This window comes from Promicromonospora sp. Marseille-Q5078 (genome assembly GCF_050315395.1).
Lineage (GTDB): Bacteria > Actinomycetota > Actinomycetes > Actinomycetales > Cellulomonadaceae > Isoptericola.
In genome coordinates, this window is sequence record NZ_JBNPQG010000001.1 from 3,619,601 (window position 1) to 3,637,950 (window position 18,350).

The following is an 18,350-nucleotide window of genomic DNA, read 5'->3' on the forward strand; positions in this document are numbered from 1 at the left end:
CGAGGTAGTCCAGGTCCCCGCGAGGTAGTCCAGGTCCCCGCGAGGTAGTTCGGACTCCGGCGAGGTAGTTCGAACTCCGGCGAGGTAGTTCGCGCTACCTCGGGGAGCCGGCCTCGCCCCCCGTGGACGACGCCGTGGCCCCGCCGAGGGCGGCCGCCAGCGCGCCGAGCGCGGGCAGGGCGTCGAGCGCGGCGGCGCGGACGTCGGGCGGCGCCAGCTCGAGCCGCCGGGTCCAGAACTCGTAGATGCGCGCGACGTGGTCGTCCGCCAGCTCGGTGGCGACGATCTCCACCGCGCGCCCGTCGCCCGCCGGGTGCTCGCGCAGCACGAGCCCCCGCGCCTCGAGGGTGCGCAGCGCGGCACTGACGTTGCTGCGCGCGAGCCCGGTCGCCCCGGCGATGCGGGACGGCGTCGTGCGCGGGCTGCGGTGGACCTGCCGGATCACGGCCACCTCGGTGCCCGTGAGCGGCACGATCCCGCGCAGCTCGGGCGACCGGACGTCGAGGTGACGGGCGAGCTCGACGACGACGTCGGCGAGCTCGGTCAGGCCGTCGGGCAGTCCGCGGCCGGGCGTGACGATCGTCTCGTCGGGCATGGTCCGATCCTAGGTCCCAGTGTTAGTTATAGTTTCATAATCACTAGCGATCTGGGCACCGGGCGCTGCCCGCACGGGCCGACGCCGGCACCGCGCCCCCGCTCGCCCCCTCCCCCGACTCCCGAGGAGCCCCGTGAGCACCGCCACGACCTCTGCGCGCCCGTCCGCCGCCCCGCCGCCCTCCCCGCCCCGCTGCGCGGGCGCCCCTGGCTCACGCTGGTCGGCGTCGCCTTCGGCCTGTTCCTCGTGGGCCTCGACGCCACCGTCGTGTCGATCGTCAACCCGTCGATCGCCGCCGACGTCGGCACGACGTTCGCGCAGCTGCAGTGGGTCACGCACAGCTACCTGCTCGGCCTCGCCGTCACGCTGATCCTGGCCGGCAAGCTCGGTGACCGGTACGGGCACCGCTCCCTCTACCTCGCCGGGCTCGTGCTGTTCACGCTCGCCTCGGTGGCGATCGGGCTGTCGACCTCCGCGGTCGGCCTCATCGGCTTCCGCGTGGTCCAGGGCGTCGCGGCAGGCATCCTCATGCCGCAGACCCTCGCCATGCTCCGCGCCACGTTCCCCCGCGAGCGGTTCGGCATGGCCGTGGGCATCTGGGGCGGCGTGTCCTCCATCGCCATCGCCGTCGGCCCGACCCTCGCCGGCGCGCTCGAGGCGACGTTCGGCTGGCAGTCCGTGTTCTTCGTCAACGCGCCCGTCGCGGTCGTCGGCCTGGTGTACGGGCTGTGCCTGCTGCCGCGGACGAGCTTCCCGGCGGCCGGCCGGTTCGACGTGCGCGGCGTCGTCGTGCTGGGGATCGGCCTCGTGGCGACCGTGTTCGCCATCGTCCAGTCCGAGACGTGGGGCTGGGGCGACGCCCGCACCCTGGGGCTGCTCGCGCTGGGCCTGGTCGTGGTGGTCGGGTTCGTCGCCCTCGAGGCCCGCACCGAGGCGCGCACCGGCGACGCGCTGCTGCCGCCGTCGCTGTTCCGCGGCACCACGGTCGGCACCGGCGGCCTCATGATCGCCGCCAACTTCTTCGTCCTGATGGGCTCGACCTTCGTCCTGCCGATGTTCTTCATCAACCTGCGGGGCGCCACCGGTCTCGAGGCCGGGCTCATGCTCCTGCCGATGTCGGCGGTCTCGATCGTCGCCGCCCCGGTCGGCGCGGCGCTCGTCGCGCGGATCGGCACGCGCGTCGCGGGCACCCTGAGCCTCGCCCTCACCGCGGTCGGCCTGCTGGTGCTCCTGAACGCGTCCGCCACCTCCGCGTACGGGGTCATGGCCGTCGCGTTCGTCGTCCTCGCCATGGGCACCGGCATGACCATCACCGCGGGCGCGGAGGCGATCGTCGGCTCGGCGCCGGTGCACCTGGCCGGGGTGGCGGGCGGCTTCCAGTCCACCTGCATCCAGATCGGCGGGGCGCTCGGCACCGCGGTCATGTCCGCCGTCGTCGCGGCGGGCGTGCACTCCCGGACGGAGACGCTCGGCCTCGACGAGGCCGAGCTGCAGGGCCTGGCCCAGGGCACCGTGCCCGGCCGCCTGGACGCGGCGGCGGCGCAGACCGCCGGCGACGCGTACGTCTCCGGCATGCACGCGGCGTTCCTCGTCGCCGCGGTGCTTGTCCTCGTCGTCGCCCTGGTGGCGTTCGTCACGCTGCGGGGCGCCCGTCGCGCGACCGTCGAGCAGGTCGTCCTCGAGACCGTCGAGGGCGAGGCCGGCCACGCCTGAAGCCGGGGCAGTCCAGATCCCGCCGAGGTAGTTCAGATCTCGCCGAGGTAGTTCAGTTCTCGCCGAGGTAGTGGTCCAGTCCACTACCTCGGCGAGGATCGAACTACCTCGGCGGCCACGGGGCACGTCAAGATTCTTGACGTCGAGAGACCGGGCGTAGTCTCGCCCCCATGGATGTGGAGGCACGGGCCGACGAGGTCGACCGGATCGTCGACGCGTGGCGGCGCGAGCGCCCGGACCTGGACGTGGAGCCGCTGACGGTCTTCTCCCGCGTGAGCCGCCTCGCGCGGCACCTGGACCGTGCGCGGCGCGGCGCGTTCGCGCGGCACGACCTGGAGACGTGGGAGTTCGACGTGCTGTCCGCGCTGCGCCGGGCCGGCGAGCCGTACCGCCTGTCCCCCGGCGTGCTGGTGGCGCAGACCCTCGTCACCAGCGGCACCATGACCAACCGCATCGACCGGCTCGAGGAGCGCGGCCTGGTGGAGCGCCACCGCGCCCCGGCGGACCGCCGCGGCGTGCTGGTGCAGCTCACCGCCGCCGGCCGGCAGCGGGTCGACGCCGCCATGAGCGACCTGCTCGACGTCGAGGCCCGCGTGCTCGACGCGCTGCCCGCCGCCGTGCGGCCCCAGCTCGCCGCGCTGCTGCGCACCGTCGTCGCCCAGTTCGACGAGTGACCGACCGCCCCACCGAGACGACCGAGTGATCTTGTTGTGACGTCCTACCCCTCCCGTTCCGGCGCGCGCGACGACGGGGCCCGCACGGGTCTCCTGCTCGCGGCGCTGCTCCTGGTGGCGCTCAACCTGCGCGCCCCGATCACCTCGCTGCCTCCCGTGGTGGACGAGGTCGCCGCCGGCCTCGGCCTGACGCCCACGGGCGTGGGGCTGCTCACCTCCGTCCCGGTGCTGTGCTTCGCCCTGTGCACCCCGCTGGCGTCGGTGCTGGTGGCGCGCACTGGGCCGGAGCTGGCGCTCGGCGCCTCGCTGGCCGGCATCCTCGCCGGCACGATGCTGCGCTCGGCCGGCTCCGTGCCGGCCGCGCTCGCCGGGACCGCGGTGGTGGGGATCGCGATCGCGATCGGCAACGTGGCCGTGCCGGTGGTCATCACGCGCGACTTCCGGCGCCGGGCCGCCGCGGTGACGGGCGCGTACAGCGCCATGATGAACCTCGGCTCGACGTTCACCACCATGCTCACCGTGCCGCTCGCGACGGCGTTCGGCTGGCAGTGGGCCCTGGCCGGGTGGGGCGTGCTGGCCGTGGCGGCGCTGGTGGCGTGGGTGCCGGCGGGCCGGCATCTCGCGGCCCGCGGCCGGACGGACGGCGCGCCGTCCGCGGCGCGGGTGCGACCGCCGTCGGCCCGCGCGGAGCTGGCCGCCCTCGACCCGGCGGCGCGGCGGTCGGTGCGGCGGCTCGTCGTCCTGCTGTCGGTCGCGTTCGCCGGGCAGGCGAGCGGGTACTACGCGGTGACCGCGTGGCTGCCGGAGATCCTGCACGACCGGCTCGGCATGAGCGCCGCCGGGGCCGGGAGCGCGGCGGCGCCCTTCCAGCTGTGCGCGGTGCTGGGGTCGTTCATCGTCCCGGCGGGCCTCGCGCGCGGCCTGTCGTCGCGCGCGGTGGCCGTGCTCCTGTCGGCGATGTGGCTGTCACTGCCGCTCGGCCTGCTGCTCGCGCCCGACCTCTGGCTGCTCTGGGTGGGCCTCGCGGGCGCCGCGCAGGGCGGCAACTTCACGGCGATCTTCACGCTGGTGGCGCAGCGCAGCCCGGGCATCGCGGTCGCACGACGCGCGTCGGCCGTCGTGCAGACGGCGGGCTACGGGTGCGCGGCGCTCGCGCCGACGGTCGCCGGCGCGGTGCACGAGGCGACCGGCGGGTGGACGGCGCCGCTGGTCGTCGTCGCCGGGGTCCTCGCCGTCATGGCCGTGGCGATGTGGCTGGCGTCCGCCCGGCAGCGCGCCTGAGCCCCCGCTCGCTCAGCACGGGTCCGCTCAGCACGGGTCCGCTCAGCACGGGTCTGCCAGGGTGAGCGCGAGCGCGCCCAGGGCCTGCAGCGTCTCCTCCGCCTCCGGCTCGTCGTAACCCCGGGTGCACACGGCGACGACCAGCGCGTCGGGGCCGGGCCCGCCCACGAACGCGACGTCGTGCCGGATGCCGTCCACCCAGCCCGACTTGGACCCGAACGGCACGCCCTCGGGCACGGCGGCAGTGAGCTGCCGGTCGGTCTGGCGGGCGAGCAGGTCGAGCATCCAGGCGGTGCGCTCGGGGCCGGCGAGGCGCCCGGCCACGACGGCGGACATCAGCGCCGCGAGGTCGGCGGGCGTGACGCGGTGCGAGGCGCCGCGGGCCTCGGCGGCCAGGTCGCTGTACTTGCGCCCGACGACGCTCGAGCCGGCGCCCGCGTCGGCCAGCGCGCGGTTCGCGGCGTCGAGGCCCACGAGATCGATCACCATGTTGGTGGCCTCGTTGGACGACACCACCACCATCCGCTCGACCACCAGCCCCACGGGCATGAGGGTGCCGGGGGCGGGCATGCCGGGGTCGAGGTCGTCCGGCTCGATGCGGTAGTCCGGGGCGCCGGGCACCTGCGAGGAGAACGTGTCGGTACTGGCCACCTCCTGCTCGAGCGTCAGGGTTCCAGCGTCCAGCGCGCGGGCGGCCGCGACGAGCACGGCCAGCTTCACGGTGGAGGCGGCGTAGAAGGACGCGTCCGCGTCCCGCTCCGCGAGCACCTCGCCCCCTGCCCGGCGCACCTGGTACGCGACGACGGGGACGCCGTCCGAGTGCGTGCCCGTGGCCGGCATCAGCGCACCCCCGACACGTTGTGGGTACGAGAACGGTCGGAATCCGGCGAGGAATTCTGACCGTTCTCGTACCCACAGCGGTCGCGGACGACGGCTGCGAAGGCGCCCGCGAGCGCGCGGGCCTGCCGCTCGTTCTCGGGCGCCCGCTCGAGGGCGGCCGCCAGCAGCTCGTCCCGGTCGTAGCCGAGCGCCGCGAGCTCGTCGGCGTCCCACCGGCCGATCCGCTCGGGCGCGGCCTCGGGGTGGAACTGCAGTCCCCAGGCGACGTCGCCGACGCGGAACGCCTGGACGCCGCACGCGTCGCTGGTCGCCAGGTGCACCGCCTGCGGCGGCAGCCCGGTGATCGAGTCGACGTGGCTCTCGACCATCCGCACCTCGCCGCCGTCCGCCAGCGGGCCGACCGGCCCGAGCAGCGCGTCGTCGGCCGCGCCCGCGAGGAGGCGCACGGGGCACAGCCCCTTCTCCGTCTCCCCCGAGCGCGCGGTCACGGCGCCCCCGGTGACGTGCGCCAGCACCTGGCCGCCGAGGCAGATGCCCAGCACAGGCACGCCCGCGTCCAGCGCCTCGGCCACGAGTGCGCGCTCGTGCGGCAGCCAGGGGGCGCGATCGTCCTCGTCCGGCAGCAGGCCGCCGCCCAGCAGGACGAGGCCGTGCACAGGGGCGGCGCCGGAGCCGTCGCCGGCGAGCGCGGGGACCTGCTCGGCCAGGTCCGCACCCTGGACGACGACGGCGGCCGCGCCGTCCTCCTCCAGCCAGCCGGGCAGCCTGCCCGGCCCGCTGTGCGGGGAGTTCTGGACGAGGACGACGGTCGGTCGGCTGTCGGGCACGGTCAGCGCTCCCTGCTGTCGGGGACGGTCTCGGGCACGGGGTCGGTCTCGGGGCCGGTCGCACGGTGCACGACGGCGCGGGCGGTCTCGGGGTCGAGGGTCGCCTCGGGATCGGGAACGGGTTCGACGACGGGGTCGGCGCTCGCCGTCGGCCGACCGCCGAGCGTCGCGGCCTCCCGGGCGAAGTGGCACGCGGCGGCGTGCGGCACGAGCGCGTCGTCGTCCCGCCGCCCGAGCGGCACGAGCACCGGGTCCTCCGTGCGGCACCGCTCGGGCACGGCCTCCGGACCGTCGCCGGCGCCCTGCCCCGCGGCGAGCTGCCGGGCGAGCCAGCAGCGCGTGTGGAACCGGCAGCCGGACGGCGGGTCGGCCGGAGAGGGCGGGTCGCCCTCCAGCAGCAAGGCGTCGTCGGCGGCCCGGGCGGTCGGGTCCGGCACGGGCACCGCGGACAGCAGGGCCCGGGTGTAGGGGTGGTGCGCGTCGTCGTACACGGCGGGCCCGTCGCCCTCCTCGACGACGCGGCCGAGGTACATGACCGCGACCTCGTCGGCGATGTGCTGCACGACGGCCAGGTCGTGCGCGATGAACAGGTACGACAGCCCGAGCTCGTCCTGCAGGTCCTCGAGCAGGTTGATGACCTGCCCCTGCACGGACACGTCGAGGGCCGAGACCGGCTCGTCGCACACCAGCACGCGCGGCTTGACCGCGAGCGCCCGGGCGATGCCGATGCGCTGGCGCTGGCCGCCGGAGAACTGGTGCGGGTAGCGGTGCGCGTGGTCGGGGTCGAGGCCCACCAGCTCGAGCAGCTCCGCCACGGCGGCGCGGCGGCCGGCCCGCGGGACGGCATCGGGGTGGATGCGGAACGGCTCGGCCACGATCTCGCCCACGGGCATCCGCGGGTTGAGCGACGTGTACGGGTCCTGGAAGACCATCTGCACGGACCGGCGCAGCTCGCGGCGGGCGGCGCGCGACATCGTCGACACGTCCTCGCCGTCGACCAGCACCTGGCCGCGGGTCGGCTTCTCGATCCCCACGAGCACGCGGGCCAGCGTGGACTTGCCCGACCCGGACTCCCCCACCAGGCCGAGCGTGCGCCCGCGTCGCAGGGTGAGCGAGACCCCGTCGACGGCCTGCACCTGCCCCACGGTGCGCTTGAGCACGATGCCGCTGCGCACGGGGTAGGACTTGGCGAGGTCGCGCAGCTCGAGGACGACGTCGGAGGCGTCGGTCGCCGCGGCGTCGGGCACGGGGCCCGGTGCGGTGGTCTCAGGCACGGACGCCTCCCAGGAGCTCGGCGGCGAAGTGGCAGGCCGACGACCGCCCGGGGGCGACGTCGTCGAGCGGCGGCACGTCGGTGCGGCAGACGTCGCGGGCCATGTCGCACCGCGGGTGGAAGGCACAGCCCGCGGGCACGCGGCCGGGCGCGGGCGGGCGGCCCGGCACCACGGGCAGCCGTCCCCCGACGGTGCGGTCCTCGGGGGCGTCGAGCCGCGGCACCGACCGCAGCAGGGCCCGCGTGTACGGGTGCGCCGGGGCGGCGTACAGGTCGCGCACGGGCGCGTGCTCCACGGCCCTCCCGGCGTACATCACGGTGACGTCGTCGGCGACGCCCGCGACCACGCCCAGGTCGTGGGTGATGAGCACGAGCCCCATCTGCCGCTCCGCCTGGATCTCCGCGAGCAGGCGCAGCACCTGCGCCTGCACCGTGACGTCCAGCGCCGTCGTCGGCTCGTCCGCGATGAGCACGTCCGGGTCGAGGGCGAGCGCGGACGCGATCATCACGCGCTGCCGCATGCCGCCGGAGAACTGGTGCGGGTACTCGTCGACCCGCTGCCGCGCGTTCGGCACCTTCACCAGCTCGAGCAGCTCGACCGCCCGCGCCCGCGCCTCGCGCCGGGACACGCCCGTCCGCGTCCGCAGCGACTCGGCGAGCTGGTAGCCCACCGTGTGCACCGGGTTGAGGGCCGCCAGCGCGTCCTGGAACACCATCGCGACGCTCGTGCCGCAGTACGCCCGGTGCTTCGTGGGCGACAGTGCGAGCAGGTCCGTGCCGCGGTACCGCGCGGTCCCCCGCACGACGCGCGCCGTCGGGGGCAGCAGCCCCATCACGGCGAGCGAGCTCACGGACTTGCCGCACCCCGACTCGCCCACCAGGGCCAGCGTGCGCCCCGCCTCCACCCGGTAGCTGAGCCCGTCGACGGCGCGCACCGCGCCGTCGTCGGACCGGAACTCGACCGCCAGGTCCTCCACCTCGAGCAGGGTGGCGCCGGCCGGCCGCGCCGTGGCCGGGGTCTGGGTCATCGTCTCCATGCCGATCTCCGTGCCGATCTCTTTGCCGATCTCCGTCATGTCCGTCACCGGAGCCTCGGGTCGAGGGCGTCGCGCAGGGCGTCACCGAGGACGACCAGCGCCAGGACCGTGAGGATCAGGCATCCCAGCGGGTACAGCAGCAGGTACGCGTACCCCCCGGTCACCCAGTCCGCGCCGTTCGTGATCATGATCCCCCAGCTGATCGCGGGCGGCCGGACCCCGATGCCGAGGAACGCCAGCACCGCCTCCGCGCTGATCACGCCCGCGATGGCCGTCGGCACGAGCGCCGTCACCGGCCCGATCGCGTTGGGCAGCACGTGCCGCACCATCACCCGCAGGTCGGACGCGCCGAGCGCGCGGGCGGCGGTCACGTAGTCGAGGTTCTTCGCCTCCAGCACGCTCGCCCGCACGTATCTGGCGTACCCCATCCAGCCGAACATGGTGAGCACCAGCGCGGGCAGGAGGATGACGTCGAACGCACCGCTGCCCACGCTCACGTTGCGGAACAGCGACAGCAGCAGCAGCGCAGCGAGCAGCAGCGGGATGACGAGGAACACCTCGATCGTGCGGGACACGACCGTGTCCACCCAGCCCAGGTAGTACCCCGCGAGCAGGCCGAGCACGACGCCGATGAGCAGCGACGCGCCCACCACGACGAACGCGAGCATCAGCGACGGGCGGGACCCGTGCACGAGCTGCGCCAGCATGTCGCACCCGTGCACGTCCGTGCCGATCGGGTGGGTGCCGCCCAGGCCCTGCGGGCGGATCTTCGAGTCCCCGATGATGCAGCGCTGCGGGTCCGTGCTGGTGAACAGCGTCGGGAACACCGCCATCACGGCGAAGAAGGCGACGATGAACGCGGACGCGATGACGTCCGGCCGGCGTCGCAGCCGGCGCCAGGCGTCGCCGCCGAGCGACGCCGACGCGCCCACGCCCGGGGCGTCCGGGGTGGCGGTGGCAGCGGTGGGCTCAGGCATAACGGATCCTCGGGTCCAGGGCGGCGTAGGCGATGTCGACCACCAGCATCACGAACACGGTCACCGCCGCCAGGATCGTGACGACGCCGAGCACGAGGGCGACGTCGGAGGCCCGGACGGCCTCCCACAGCACGCCGCCCATGCCGTAGATGTTCATCATCCCCTCGGTGATGACGGCGCCCGCGAGCGCCTCGGTGAAGGTCAGGCCGACCGCCGTGACGACCGGCACCGCCGAGTTGCGCACCACGTGGTGCAGCACGACGTGCCTCTCGTTCAGCCCCCGCGAGCGCGCCGTGCGGACGTGGTCGCCGGTGTACGACTCGAGCTGGCTCGCGCGCACCAGGCGGATGAAGGCGGCCGACCCCGCCAGGCCCAGCAGGATGCCGGGCACCAGCAGCGTCGCCCACGGATGGTCGTCGTCGAACGACGGCCGGAACCACAGCGCCGGCAGGCTGTCGTCGCCGAACACGTCCGAGGCCCAGCCGTTCAGCGGCACCGCGAACACGTACCGGTACACCAGGAGGAGCACGAAGATCGGGAACGCGTCGATGAGCACCGACGTCAGCCGGATGCCGTGGTCCCCGGACCGGCCGCGCCACCGCGCCGCCATCGTGCCCAGGCCCATGCCGAGCACGAACCACACGATCGTCACGACGAGGAACAGCTTGAGGGTGTTCGGCGCCGCGGTCGCGACGATGTCCGTCACCTCGCGCCCGCGCAGGTTGGTGCCGAAGTCACCCTGCGCGTACTGGCCCAGCCGCTCCACGAACGGGCCCAGGCACGGGTTGCCCGGCTGGTCGTAGCAGGGGTCGTCGAGGCCGTACCGCACCTCGACCGCGGCGAGCTGCGACTTCGTGGGCACCTTGTCGCCGAAGAACGCGAGGGCGGGGTTGCCGTTGAGCTGGATCGCGAACGTCGTGAGCAGGTGCAGCACGAACATCACGAGCAGCAGGGTGGCCACGCCCAGGAGGGTGCGGCGAAGGATGTAGCGGCCCATTCACTTTCTTTCCGTGCCGGGGTTCGCGTGGCGGGGGTCATGGTGTCGCGAGGCGCGCCATCCGCCAGGCCCGACCAGCCTCGCGACACCATGACCCCCGCCACGCTCTTGTTCCCTCCCGGTGGCCTGTGACCTGGGCCGGCGACCACCGGGAGGAGTCGATCTGAACTGCTAGCCGTTCGTCACCTCGAGGAGGCGCAGCTTGGGCTCTCCGCTGAACGGGTCGAGGACGACGTTCGACACGTTCTCGCTGTAGTAGTCCGTGTTCTGCGCCACGAACAGGGGCACGGTCGGGAAGTCGGCCGCGAGGATCTTCTCGGCCTCCTGGTACTGGGTGATCGCGTCGTCGAGGGTCGCGGCCTCGTCGCCGGCCTTGACCGCCGCCTCGAAGTCCGCGCTGTAGTACCCGAACTCCGTGTTGCCGTTCTTCGCGTCGCCGCTGGCGTACACGGGGGCCAGGTAGTTCTCGTTCAGCGGGTAGTCCGGGAACCAGTTGGCGCGGAACGGGCCGGAGAAGTCGCGCGCCGCGCGGCGGGCGAAGTAGTCCGGCGTCGCGTCGAGCTCGTACGGGATGCCGAGCGTCTCCTGGATGGAGTCGCCGACCGCCTTGAACAGCTCCTGCTCGGTCGCGTCCTGGCCGAGGTGGATCGTGAGCTTCTCGCCCTCGGGCCAGCCGCCGGCCTTCTCCAGCGCCGCCTTGGCCGCGTCCGGGTCGAACTCGCAGTACTCGCACGTGCCGCCGGTGCCGCCGGGCACGACGTCGGCCACCACCCAGCTGTCGGCCGGCACCCGCTGACCGGGCAGCAGCGCGTCGATGATGCCCTGCCGGTCGACGGCCATCGAGATCGCCTTGCGGAACTCGACGTCCTTCCACGGGCCGTCCTCGTACAGCGGGAACGCGAGGTAGGTGAGCGCGGCGCCCGGGCCCTCGACGTACCGCTCCTGCAGGTCGGGGTCGTTGGCCGCGGCCGCCTGCTCGGCGGGCGGCGGGACGGCGAAGTCGAGGTTGCCGGCCTGGAAGTCGGGCCAGTTGTCCTCGCCCGTGTACTCGGTCCACTCGATCGCGCCGTACTCCGGCGTCTCGTCCAGCGTGTAGTCCTCCCAGCGCTTGGCCGTGAGGTTCACGCCCTGGTCCCACTTCTCGACCTCGAACGGGCCGTTGCCGATCGGCTGCACCGCGCACGCGTCGATGTCGTCGAGGCACTCCTGCGCGATCGGGTAGAACCCGGTGTAGCCGAGCATCGTCGAGAAGCCGGCGAACGGGCCGGTGAGGGTGACCTCGAGCGTCTGGGCGTCCACGACCTTGAGGCCGGACAGCGTGTCGGCCGCGGGCTCCTTGGTGACGTTCCCGTCGTCGTCGGTCTCGCCCTGCATCTCGTCGTAGCCGGCGATGCGCTCGAAGAAGTAGTTGTTCCCCATCGCGTTCGGGCCGTACGCGGCGTAGTTCCAGGCCCGGGCGAACGCGTCCGCGTCGACCGGCTCCCCGTTCTGGAACGTCAGGTCCGGCTTGATCTTGATGGTCCAGACCGTGTTGTCGTCGGACTCGATGCTCTCGGCCACGTAGTTGTACGGCTCCGTGGTCTTCGGGTCGTACCGCACCAGCCCGTCGTAGACGACGTCGAGGACGGAGATGTTGTCCGAGACGTTCGAGTCCATCGGCAGCAGCGTCTCGACGTCCTGCGAGAGCGAGAGCTGCAGCGTCGCGTCCGGGTCGCTCCCGCCGCCTCCGCCGCCGCCCTCGTCACCCTCGTTCCCGCCCCCACCGGAACAGCTCGCCAGCACCAGCGTCACCGCTGTCGCCGCGGCCGCCACAGCGGCCCTTCGCCCCATCGTCACCGGCTTCTCCCCACGTCGTGGTCGCTCTAGGCGCCGTTGCCATGCCGTCTTTCACGTCGTCGTGCACGACGTCGTCACCCGCTCGCAGCGGCGCACGACGACGTTGCCGTGGAACATATCGCCATCATGGACCGTCGTGGTGAAAATCACTGTTAAGGATGGGTAACGATCACCTGCGTGTCGCCCGGGACGTCTCTCGACACCCTCGTCGCGTCGGCAGTTCGGGATCGGTGCGGCAGTTTGAACTGCCGCACCGATCCCGAACTGCCGCGCTGAACCTGCCCCCAAGCGATGAGCGTCCACAGCACCGGGTCGACCGAGCCCGTCGGTCGCGCCGCCCGGGCACACTGGCGAGCCATGACCGACGACGGACGCCTGCGGATCGCGCGGGACCAGGACCGCGCGGAGCTGCGCCGGGCGGTCGCGACCGGGGAGCTCCTGCGGCTGCGACGCGGCGCCTACCTCGCCTGCGACGACCGCAGCGCCGCCCCCACGCACGCGCGCGCGACCACGTCGCCGCCGTGCACCGGCAGCTGAGCGCCGACCACGTGTTCAGCCACGAGAGCGCGGCGCTCGTCTGGGGCGCCCCGCTGTGGGAGACGCCGACGACGACGCACGTCCTCCAGCGCTCCGGCGCCAGCTCGCGGTCGGCCCGGGACGTCGTGCGGCACCGTGGACTGCCCGAACGCTGGGTGGAGCTCGGCGGGCTGCCGGTCACCGACCTCGCACGGACGGTCGCCGACTGCCTCACCACCCTGCACCCGCTGGGCGGTCTCGTCGTGGCCGACTGGGCTCTCGGGCACGGTCTCGACCGCGAGGAGACCGACGGTGCGCTCCGCGAGCGCCGGCGTCGCAACGGCACCACCAGGGCGCGGCTCGTGCTCGGCCTCGCCGACGGACGCGCCGAACCGCCGTGGGAGACCTGGCTGCGCTACATGGCGCTGCGACTGGGCCTCCCCCGGCCCCGGACGCAGTTCCAGGTCGACACTCCCGCCGGACGCTTCTTCGTCGACCTCGCCTGGCCGGAGCACCGGGTGCTCGCCGAGTTCGACGGGCGGGTCAAGTACCGCGACGGCGCGTTCGGGCCGGGGTACGACGCCGAGCGGGCGCTGTTCGAGGAGAAGGTGCGCGAGGACGCCCTCACCGAGCACCTCGGCGTCCGGCCGCTGCGCTTCGTCGCCCGGCACGCACGGTCGCCCGACGACGTCTCCCGCCGCCTGCTCGAACGTTTCCCGGCCGACGTCCGCCGGGCGAGCCGGGTCGACCCGCGGCTCCCGCTGCCACCGGGACGCTCGCGTGGTCAGCGCGGCAGTTCGGGATCAGGTCGGCAGTTCGAACTGCCGACCTGATCCCCAAGTGCCGCGGTGAACCGTCCGACGGGAAAGGTTTGAACGTCCCGCTTGACGCGCCGGTAGTTACTCGGCAAGTATCACGCCACGCGACTTTGCTTACCCGGTAACCATGGAGGTCAGGGTGTCCGTCAAACAGGGATTCCTCGCGCTGCTGTCCGAGCGCCCGATGCACGGCTATCAGCTGCGGCAGGAGTTCGAGACCCGGACGGGCGGCACGTGGCCGCTCAACATCGGCCAGGCCTACACCACGCTGCAGCGACTGCAGCGCGACGGCCTCGTCGAGCCCGTGCCCGGCGACGGCGACGCCCCGGAGCGGTTCCGCCTCACCGACGCCGGCCGCGACGAGGCCGACGCGTGGTGGCTGCGCCCCGTGGAGCGCAAGGCCCCCGCCCGCGACGAGCTGGCGATCAAGCTCGCCCTCGCCGTCACCGTGCGGCCCGAGGGGCACGACGTCGACGTCGCCGCGGTCATCCAGCAGCAGCGCACGGAGTCGCTGCGCGCCCTGCGCGACTACACGCTGCTCAAGCGCGACGCGTCCGCCGACCCGGACGGCCTCGCGTGGTCCCTCGTGCTCGACTCCCTGATCTTCGCCGCCGAGGCCGAGGTGCGCTGGCTCGACCACGTCGAGTCGACGGTCGCGCGGGCGGCGGTCGACCGCCCGGCGCGCCCGGCCGACCGGCCCGCCTCGGCCCCGGCAACCACGACGACCACGACGACCACGACGACCACGGCGACCACGGCGACCGGCGGCGCGCGATGAAGGCCCCGGCGATGCTGCGGATGACCGAGGTGACCCGCGTCCACGGGCACGGCGCCACGGAGGTGCACGCCCTGCGCGGCGTGGACCTGGAGGTCCGCATGGGTGAGCTCGTCGCCGTCATGGGGCCCTCCGGCTCCGGGAAGTCGACGCTGCTCAACCTCGCGGGCGGGCTCGACACCCCCACGTCGGGCACGGTCACGGTAGGCCGCGACGACGTCGGCACCCTGGACGCGCGGGCGCGCGCCCGGCTGCGCCGCAAGCACGTGGGCTACGTGTTCCAGGACCTCAACCTCGTGCCCGCCCTCACCGCGCTCGAGAACGTCACGCTCCCCCTCGAGCTCGACGGCCTGTCCGCCCGCCGGGCACGGGCCGAGGGCACCGCCGCGCTCGCCGCGGTCGACCTCGATCACCTCGCCGACCGCTTCCCGGACGACATGTCCGGCGGGCAGGGTCAGCGCGTCGCCATCGCCCGCGCCCTCGTCGGCCCGCGACGTCTCGTCCTCGCCGACGAGCCCACCGGCGCCCTCGACTCCGTCACGGGCGAGGCCGTCATGCGTGTCCTGCGCCAGCGCGTCGACGCCGGGGCCGCGGGCCTGCTCGTCACGCACGACGCGCGGCACGCCGCCTGGGCGGACCGCATCGTCTTCCTGCGCGACGGCGTCGTCGTCGACTCCACCGGCTCCCTCGCCGGCCCCGACTCGCTGCTCCGCCGCGCGGTGAACGCGTGAGCGGCGCGCTCTCCCGGTTCCGCGGACGATGGCGCGTCGCCCTGCGCTACGGGTGGCGCGACGCGTGCCGCAACACGGGCCGGACGGCGCTGGTCACGGTGATGGTGGCCCTGCCCGTCGCCATCGGGTCGTTCGCGACGACGGCGTTGTGGTCGGCGCAGGACACCCCGGAGGCGGTGGCGCAGCGGGAGCTGGGCCCCGAGCTCCAGGCGCGGCTGACGTACAACGGACCAGGCACCACGCAGGACCCGCGGGCGACGAGCATCGCCGGGCAGGGCGATCTCGAGCCCGTCGCCCTGGCCGGGATCGAGGCCCAGCTCACCGCTCTGCTGCCGGCGGGCGACCGGCTCCTCACGACGCTCACCGGCGGCGCCGACGTGCTCGCCGGAGACCTTCAGCTCGACGGCGGCATCACGCAGGCCGAGCTCGACGACGCGACGATGGCCGCCACCTGGCCGCTCACGGACGGCGTGCTGCCCGGGGACGGCGAGGTCGCCCTCTCCGCGCCGTTCGCCGCGGAGCTGGGAGTCGCGACGGGCGACGAGGTGCGTCTCGCGGGCATCGCCGCCCCGGGCGAGGACGACGGCGACGCGACGGTCCGCGTCTCCGGCCTGCTCGCCGACGGGGCGAGCCGGCACACAGACGTCCTGGCACCGCGCGGCGGCCCGCTGACGGCACCGATGGAGGTCGACCCGGACGGGTCCACCTCGCCCGGGGTGGAGTGGTTCGTCGCCGGCGACGCACCGGTCACCTGGGGCGACGTGCTGCGCCTCAACCGCACCGGCGCGGTCGTCGTGAGCCGCGACGTCCTGTTCGACCCACCGCCGGACGAGGCGGTGCCCTACTACGGCGGGATGCCGGCGGAGAGCGCCTCCGACCGTGCCCAGCAGTGGGCGCCGTTCGCCGCCGTCGCCGCCGTGGCGCTGCTGGAGGTGGTGCTGCTCATCGGGCCGTCGTTCGCCGTGGGCGCGCGCCGCTCGGCGCGGTCGCTGGCGCTCGTCGCGGCGGCCGGCGGGACGCGGCGATCGCTGCGCGCCGTGGTGCTCGGCACCGGCGTCGTCATCGGCGTCGGCGCGTCCGCCGTCGGCGTCGTCGTGGGGATCGGCGCCGCCGCGCTGGTCGTCACGTTCGCGACCGGCGCCGTCCTCGCCGTGCTCTGGCCGCCGGTCGCCGCGATCTTCGCCGTCGGCGTCCTCCTGGCGACGGGCGCCGCGTGGATCCCGGCCCGGCGCGCGTCGCGGGCGGACGTGGTGGCCGTGCTCGCCGGACGGCGCGGAGAGACGGCCCACCGCGCCTGGCCGGTCGTCGTCGGCACCGCCCTGGGGGTCGCCGGGTTCGCGGGCGCCGTCGCAGCGGGGTTCGCCGGTCAGGCCCTCGGCGTCGCCGCCGGGGTGGTGGTCGGCGAGCTCGGCCTGGTGCTCGCGTGCGGCGGCATCGTCGCCGCCCTCGGCCGCCTCGCGCGGCACCTCCCGCTGGCCTGGCGGTTCGCCCTGCGCGACGCCGCCCGCCACCGCGGCCGCACCGCGCCCGCCCTGGCGGCGGTGCTCGTCGCCGTCGCCGGTGCCAGCGGCGGGCTCGTGTACTCGTTCTCGCAGACGGCGCACAACGATCGTTCCCAGGCACTGATCGCCGCCCCGGACGCCCTGGTGATCGCCCCGGCGTACCACGAGACCCACATGCAGTTCACCCCGGCGCAGGGGGCCCGGGTCGAGGCGATCGTCCAGGACACCCTCCCCGACGTCGGCCGCCTCTACCCCGTGACCGTGCTGCGCGGACCGCACGACGACCCCGGGTCGATGAGCGTCTTGCTCACGCCCCAGGGTGAAGAGGCACACGTCGTGGGCCCGGCGGCGATCGTCGGACCGGTCGTCGACGACGGCACCCTCGTCCCGCTGCTCGGTGTGCCGTCCCCGGATGCCGCGGCTGCCGCCCTCACCGCGGGCCGCGCCGTCGTCCAGGCCGGGGTGGTGGAGGACGACGGCACCGCCGCTCTCGACGTCGTCACGTGGGACACCGACGCGCAGGAGCAGACGAGCCGCCGTGACGTGCGCATCCCGGCGACCGGCGTGGGCGACCCGCTCGGGCCGTCCAACGCCAACTTCCCCGTCGTGCCCGCGTCCGCCGCCGAGGCCACGGGCACCTCGCCCGCGCTCGGCGGGTTCGTCGCGATGCCCGGTACGCCGCTCGGGGAGGCCGAGCGCCAGACCCTCCAGGCCGCGCTGAACGCCGAGTTCCCCGGTGCCGACGAGCAACAGTGCACGGTCTGCGTGGCCGTCGGAGCCGGGCCTCGGGACTTCGGGTCGCCCCAGTGGCTCAGCGCGCTGCTCATCGTAGGCAGCGCGGGACTCCTCGCCCTGGCGGCAACGTGGATCGTGGCGGCCCTGGCCGCGACGGAGTCGCGGCCAGACCTTGCGACCCTGGCCGCGGTGGGCGCCGCCCCGACCACGCGCAAGCGGATCGTCGCGGCGCAGGCGGGCACCGTCGCCGTCATCGGCAGCGTGCTGGGAGGGCTCTCCGGGATCGTGCTGGGGGCGGCGTTCGTGATGTTCGAGCGTTTCCGGTACGCCGAGCCCGACCCACGGTGGACCGTCGAGGTGCCGTGGGCGGTGCTGGGCGCGATGGTCGTGGTGCTGCCGCTGCTGGCCGTGGGCGCGGCGTGGCTGGTGACCCGCTCACGGCTGGTCCTCACCCGCCGCCTGGCGAGCTGAAGCCCGGACGGACCTCTTCACAGCGCGGCAGTTCGGGATCAGGTCGGCAGTTCGAACTGCCGACCTGATCCCGAAGTGCCGCGGTGATCAGTCGCCGGCGGCGTGCAGCGTCCCTGCCAGGTCGACGACCGCTGCGGTGAGCTCGTCGAGGATCGCGTGCGTCCGGGCGTCGTCGCCCGGCACCTCCAGGGCATGGTCGGCGCCGTCCGCCTCGACGACGCGCACCCCGGACGACGCCGCCAGTGCCGAATCCCACAGCCGGTCGGCGGTGCCACCCGCCAGCAGCGCCGGCACGCCCGACTCCCCCAGGGCGGCCGCGGCGGCACGCACCTCCGGCGCCCGGCCGGAGGCGAGCAGCGGCGTCAGCCACGCGCCGGGCAGCCCCAGCTCGACGGCGACCGGCAGCGCCAGCGTGCCGAGCGACTTCGCCAGCACCAGGTGGACGGCGTCCGGCGCGGCGGCGACGCCAGCGCGAACGACGTCGGCGTACACCCGGCGCGCCAGGTCGAAGTCTCGGCACTCGCCGTCCCACACCACCGTCCGCACCGACCAGCCGGCCTCGCGCAGCGCCGCGGCCGGCCGCGCCAGTACCGGGCCATGCGCCGTGTAGCCCACGCCCGGCAGCACCGTCACGACCAGCGCCGGATCACCGTCGAGCACGTCCACGCGATGGGAAGTCACCACGCGATCCTGCCACCACCGCGAGACGAGAGGAGCCGGGTTGGGGAGTCGTGCGCACGGTAGTCAGACCC

The 18,350-nt window shown here is 74.4% G+C and carries 17 protein-coding genes; 8 read left to right on the plus strand and 9 right to left on the minus strand.

Annotated features, from left to right (window positions below; all coding sequences use genetic code 11):
* Positions 1 to 94: 94 nt before the first annotated feature.
* On the minus strand, positions 95 to 595 hold the full coding sequence (locus ACQFYA_RS16680) for a MarR family winged helix-turn-helix transcriptional regulator (RefSeq protein ID WP_499126010.1): 501 nt from the start codon (positions 593 to 595) through the stop codon (positions 95 to 97).
* Between ACQFYA_RS16680 and ACQFYA_RS16685 the strand changes: the two genes are divergently transcribed.
* From ACQFYA_RS16685 to ACQFYA_RS16695, 3 genes are all read left to right on the plus strand, one after another.
* Positions 506 to 2,308 carry an MFS transporter gene (locus tag ACQFYA_RS16685; protein ID WP_499126012.1) on the plus strand — a complete coding sequence of 601 codons (1,803 nt, stop codon included), beginning with the start codon at positions 506 to 508 and terminating at the stop codon, positions 2,306 to 2,308. The genes ACQFYA_RS16680 and ACQFYA_RS16685 overlap by 90 nt on opposite strands.
* A 170-nt stretch (positions 2,309 to 2,478) precedes the next feature.
* Positions 2,479 to 2,982 carry a MarR family winged helix-turn-helix transcriptional regulator gene (locus ACQFYA_RS16690; RefSeq protein ID WP_499126013.1) on the plus strand — a complete coding sequence of 168 codons (504 nt, stop codon included), beginning with the start codon at positions 2,479 to 2,481 and terminating at the stop codon, positions 2,980 to 2,982.
* 36 nt (positions 2,983 to 3,018) lie between these two features.
* Positions 3,019 to 4,263, plus strand: coding sequence for an MFS transporter (locus tag ACQFYA_RS16695; RefSeq protein ID WP_499126015.1), 1,245 nt, complete (start codon positions 3,019 to 3,021; stop codon positions 4,261 to 4,263).
* Between the two features lie 42 nt (positions 4,264 to 4,305).
* Here ACQFYA_RS16695 and ACQFYA_RS16700 read toward each other — a convergent pair whose 3' ends face one another.
* The 7 genes from ACQFYA_RS16700 to ACQFYA_RS16730 form a co-directional block, all read right to left on the minus strand.
* Positions 4,306 to 5,103 carry a serine hydrolase gene (locus ACQFYA_RS16700; protein ID WP_499126017.1) on the minus strand — a complete coding sequence of 266 codons (798 nt, stop codon included), beginning with the start codon at positions 5,101 to 5,103 and terminating at the stop codon, positions 4,306 to 4,308.
* Complete coding sequence (locus ACQFYA_RS16705; protein ID WP_499126018.1) at positions 5,103 to 5,930, minus strand: type 1 glutamine amidotransferase; 828 nt, start codon at positions 5,928 to 5,930, stop codon at positions 5,103 to 5,105. The genes ACQFYA_RS16700 and ACQFYA_RS16705 overlap by 1 nt, the downstream gene beginning before the upstream one ends.
* Positions 5,931 to 5,932: 2 nt before the next feature.
* Positions 5,933 to 7,204 (minus strand): ABC transporter ATP-binding protein, encoded by a 1,272-nt coding sequence (locus tag ACQFYA_RS16710; protein ID WP_499126021.1) that lies wholly within the window; start codon positions 7,202 to 7,204, stop codon positions 5,933 to 5,935.
* The gene (locus ACQFYA_RS16715; RefSeq protein WP_499126023.1) at positions 7,197 to 8,279 is read right to left on the minus strand and encodes an ABC transporter ATP-binding protein; all 1,083 of its coding nucleotides are present in this window, start codon (positions 8,277 to 8,279) and stop codon (positions 7,197 to 7,199) included. The genes ACQFYA_RS16710 and ACQFYA_RS16715 overlap by 8 nt, the downstream gene beginning before the upstream one ends.
* Before the next feature lie 5 nt (positions 8,280 to 8,284).
* Positions 8,285 to 9,217 carry an ABC transporter permease gene (locus ACQFYA_RS16720; RefSeq protein WP_499126024.1) on the minus strand — a complete coding sequence of 311 codons (933 nt, stop codon included), beginning with the start codon at positions 9,215 to 9,217 and terminating at the stop codon, positions 8,285 to 8,287.
* Positions 9,210 to 10,214, minus strand: coding sequence for an ABC transporter permease (locus tag ACQFYA_RS16725; protein WP_499126025.1), 1,005 nt, complete (start codon positions 10,212 to 10,214; stop codon positions 9,210 to 9,212). The genes ACQFYA_RS16720 and ACQFYA_RS16725 overlap by 8 nt, the downstream gene beginning before the upstream one ends.
* A gap of 171 nt (positions 10,215 to 10,385) precedes the next feature.
* Entirely contained in the window at positions 10,386 to 11,996 is a 1,611-nt protein-coding gene (locus ACQFYA_RS16730) for a peptide ABC transporter substrate-binding protein (protein WP_499126026.1), read from the minus strand.
* A 411-nt stretch (positions 11,997 to 12,407) separates the two neighbouring features.
* On the opposite strand from ACQFYA_RS16730, the gene ACQFYA_RS16735 reads away from it, so the two are divergent.
* The 5 genes from ACQFYA_RS16735 (at position 12,408) to ACQFYA_RS16755 (ending at position 17,598) form a co-directional block, all read left to right on the plus strand.
* Positions 12,408 to 12,587 carry a hypothetical protein gene (locus ACQFYA_RS16735; protein ID WP_499126028.1) on the plus strand — a complete coding sequence of 60 codons (180 nt, stop codon included), beginning with the start codon at positions 12,408 to 12,410 and terminating at the stop codon, positions 12,585 to 12,587.
* A complete protein-coding gene (locus tag ACQFYA_RS16740; RefSeq protein WP_499126029.1) occupies positions 12,572 to 13,399 on the plus strand; it encodes a hypothetical protein in 828 nt (275 codons plus the stop codon). Before ACQFYA_RS16735 ends, ACQFYA_RS16740 begins: the two co-directional genes overlap by 16 nt.
* Before the next feature lie 124 nt (positions 13,400 to 13,523).
* Entirely contained in the window at positions 13,524 to 14,162 is a 639-nt protein-coding gene (locus ACQFYA_RS16745; RefSeq protein WP_499126031.1) for a PadR family transcriptional regulator, read from the plus strand.
* A complete protein-coding gene (locus ACQFYA_RS16750; protein WP_499126032.1) occupies positions 14,159 to 14,890 on the plus strand; it encodes an ABC transporter ATP-binding protein in 732 nt (243 codons plus the stop codon). Before ACQFYA_RS16745 ends, ACQFYA_RS16750 begins: the two co-directional genes overlap by 4 nt.
* Positions 14,887 to 17,598 carry an FtsX-like permease family protein gene (locus ACQFYA_RS16755; RefSeq protein ID WP_499126034.1) on the plus strand — a complete coding sequence of 904 codons (2,712 nt, stop codon included), beginning with the start codon at positions 14,887 to 14,889 and terminating at the stop codon, positions 17,596 to 17,598. Before ACQFYA_RS16750 ends, ACQFYA_RS16755 begins: the two co-directional genes overlap by 4 nt.
* 87 nt (positions 17,599 to 17,685) lie before the next feature.
* On the opposite strand, the gene ACQFYA_RS16760 is transcribed toward ACQFYA_RS16755, so the two are convergent.
* Entirely contained in the window at positions 17,686 to 18,279 is a 594-nt protein-coding gene (locus tag ACQFYA_RS16760; protein WP_499126035.1) for a hypothetical protein, read from the minus strand.
* Positions 18,280 to 18,350: the final 71 nt, after the last annotated feature.

What these genes read in the sequence shown, in the direction of transcription:
- ACQFYA_RS16680 (WP_499126010.1), bottom strand. Translation starts at nt 595, where the DNA reads ATGCCCGACGAGACGATCGTCACGCCCGGCCGCGGACTGCCCGACGGC.
- ACQFYA_RS16690 (WP_499126013.1), top strand. Translation starts at nt 2,479, where the DNA reads ATGGATGTGGAGGCACGGGCCGACGAGGTCGACCGGATCGTCGACGCG.
- ACQFYA_RS16700 (WP_499126017.1), bottom strand. Translation starts at nt 5,103, where the DNA reads ATGCCGGCCACGGGCACGCACTCGGACGGCGTCCCCGTCGTCGCGTAC.
- ACQFYA_RS16715 (WP_499126023.1), bottom strand. Translation starts at nt 8,279, where the DNA reads ATGACGGAGATCGGCAAAGAGATCGGCACGGAGATCGGCATGGAGACG.
- ACQFYA_RS16720 (WP_499126024.1), bottom strand. Translation starts at nt 9,217, where the DNA reads ATGCCTGAGCCCACCGCTGCCACCGCCACCCCGGACGCCCCGGGCGTG.
- ACQFYA_RS16725 (WP_499126025.1), bottom strand. Translation starts at nt 10,214, where the DNA reads ATGGGCCGCTACATCCTTCGCCGCACCCTCCTGGGCGTGGCCACCCTG.
- ACQFYA_RS16735 (WP_499126028.1), top strand. Translation starts at nt 12,408, where the DNA reads ATGACCGACGACGGACGCCTGCGGATCGCGCGGGACCAGGACCGCGCG.
- ACQFYA_RS16750 (WP_499126032.1), top strand. Translation starts at nt 14,159, where the DNA reads ATGAAGGCCCCGGCGATGCTGCGGATGACCGAGGTGACCCGCGTCCAC.